General features: G+C 59.6%; 3 protein-coding genes. 1 reads left to right on the top strand and 2 read right to left on the bottom strand.

Features of this window, described 5'->3' with window-relative positions; all coding sequences use genetic code 11:
- Together EOA86_RS32500 and EOA86_RS32495 are read right to left on the bottom strand one after the other, a co-directional pair.
- A partial coding sequence (locus EOA86_RS32500) for an acyl-homoserine-lactone synthase (RefSeq protein ID WP_128345331.1) occupies positions 1 to 320 on the bottom strand: 320 nt, incomplete at its 3' end.
- Positions 321 to 403: 83 nt separating this feature from the next.
- Complete coding sequence (locus EOA86_RS32495; RefSeq protein ID WP_065008013.1) at positions 404 to 1,129, bottom strand: LuxR family transcriptional regulator; 726 nt, start codon at positions 1,127 to 1,129, stop codon at positions 404 to 406.
- A 493-nt stretch (positions 1,130 to 1,622) separates the two neighbouring features.
- Between EOA86_RS32495 and EOA86_RS32490 the strand changes: the two genes are divergently transcribed.
- Positions 1,623 to 1,988, top strand: a 366-nt coding sequence (locus EOA86_RS32490; RefSeq protein ID WP_164892224.1) for a hypothetical protein, incomplete at its 3' end; no start/stop codon positions are given.

Genomic DNA, 1,988 nt, shown 5'->3' with positions numbered 1-1,988 from the left:
ACGAAGGTGCGTGTCCATTCGGCCCAATCGGGACGTCTGGGGACGCCTGATTTTTCGCACATGTGAGAAAAGACCTCCGAGACCATGTGCGGCTCGCTCGTTGGGATCAATCGAGCCGAGGTCACGACGCGACCTTCTTCAATACCGAGCAGGTAAGTCGCCGCGTCCGTATCGAACTGGTCTAGCTCGCGACCGTCCGGGCTCGGAGGGCGCCAGTGTTTTTGATGCACGAAAAAGTCGTGCCGCCGGCGCAGGAACTCGTCGAATTCGTTTTCATAGAGATGCTTGTTATGCGCATTGACTACGTGGGCCGTTATCATGGCGCGATCCCCCGATCGTTCTCAAAGGGATAGTTGCAGTCTTCCTAATATAGATCACCTGTCCGATCGGACAGTTGACGCGTTCAGGGATGAATCAGGCGCCTGCGTACTGCTTCAATGACGGCTTGCGTGGTTGTAGCAACGCCAAAAGCCTCGCGAGCTTGCATCGAGTGCCATTTGACGGTGCGCTCGGTCAGTCCGAGAATTTGTGAGGTTTCGGATGAGGTCTTGCCGGCAGCTGCCCACAAGAGCACTTCCTTTTCTCGATCGGTCAGAGGACCTTCGTCTTCGCCGTCCTCGTCATTCGACAAGGCCTGGATCGACATGCCGGCATAGACCGCCATGGTGACCAGTTGTACTTGATGTCGCGGCGACAGGATGCAGGATTTTGCAGACGACGCAAACGACAGAACGGACTGCCAATGGTGGACGCTGAGCATGGGGACGGCAAAGCCGCTCCAGATGCCGAACTCCGTCGCCTCGCCGGCGACGCGTCGTGAGCCTTCGGTGTCTGACCACTTTGCCGGGACTTCGGACCAAAGGAACGGCTTCAAGGTCTTTGCCGAGTAGATGCAAACACCATCAACTGCGGCATGCTCGGCTTCGACATAGCGTTCGAACCAGCCGGCCGGCCAGCCATTCAGTTCAACCATCGGTGCAAGCTTCTGCCCACCGAGCGGCACGCCGCTAAGGATGAGGTGCTCGAAGCCGAGATTCCTCACGGTTTCGAGCAGGTCGCTCAGCAGCGCCCCGGTAGCTGTGTGCTTCCTGCAGCGTTCGACAAAGTCGAACACGTCTGAATCGATCATGCCAGAGATCCCCGTCTCCTCGCCGAAATATTAGCATACCTCAATTAGAATCTTCAAATATACAACCGCTACCTTGACAATCACAACGTTGCGTTTCCCCACACTCGTGCCAGCGCAACTTTTCCGCAATCGGCCCGGGGTCGCCGGCAGACTTGTGAGAAGGGAATGGATCGTTTCGACCTCGGCACCTATCGGCGACCCATCTCCAGGTGCAGCGCTGCGCGCAGCAGTAATTCTTGAAGCCGCCGCCGAGAACAGCAAACGGACTCTCAATGCTATCTTCGCCATAGGCAGGCGCATCGGACGAACGAATGAAAAAGGCCCGCGCCTCTGGCGGAGAGCGGGCGCGATCGGATTAGGCCCGACCTGCAGCGGGGAAGCGCAAGGTGGCGCCCCTCTGCTCACAGACAATCATTAGAGATCGCTAATTTTCTGCTTGACGACCGCTTCGCCGGCACCAAAATCATGCTGTTCAAACGGGGGGGATATAGCCATGCCTGACGGCATCGAAATCTACTTCAGTGCGAGCCTGGCGCCGGGTCAGCGCGAAACAGTCGAGCAGTCGATCGCGTCGGCGGCGGAGCGCACGCGTGCGGAGGCCGACGCCGCGCGCGAGCGAGCGGCCGAGAAGGACAAGCTGCATGACGCGATCACGGCGCGCCTTGCGAAGCTGATCCGAGCGGACCCCGGAGTTGCAGAGGCGCTCGAACGGGTCGGCATGCGACCATTCAAGGCTAAGGACAGCCTGCGCCTGCAGGGCCCGCCTGGCGGAGGGCGCGATCACGTGATCCCTGCGTCGCCGACCGACAGCAGCGTCGAGCAGCGGCTTCCTCCCTACGACTTCGCCTGGAGATGGCAC

This window comes from Mesorhizobium sp. M5C.F.Ca.IN.020.32.2.1, from assembly GCF_004023105.1.
In the GTDB taxonomy this organism is placed as follows: Bacteria; Pseudomonadota; Alphaproteobacteria; order Rhizobiales; family Rhizobiaceae; genus Mesorhizobium; species Mesorhizobium wenxiniae.
Note: the sequence above shows the minus strand (reverse complement) of the source record. Positions and strands in the feature narration are given on the sequence as shown.

Excerpts from the sequence above, each read along its gene's own strand:
- EOA86_RS32495 (WP_065008013.1), bottom strand. The coding sequence starts at position 1,129 with ATGATCGATTCAGACGTGTTCGACTTTGTCGAACGCTGCAGGAAGCAC.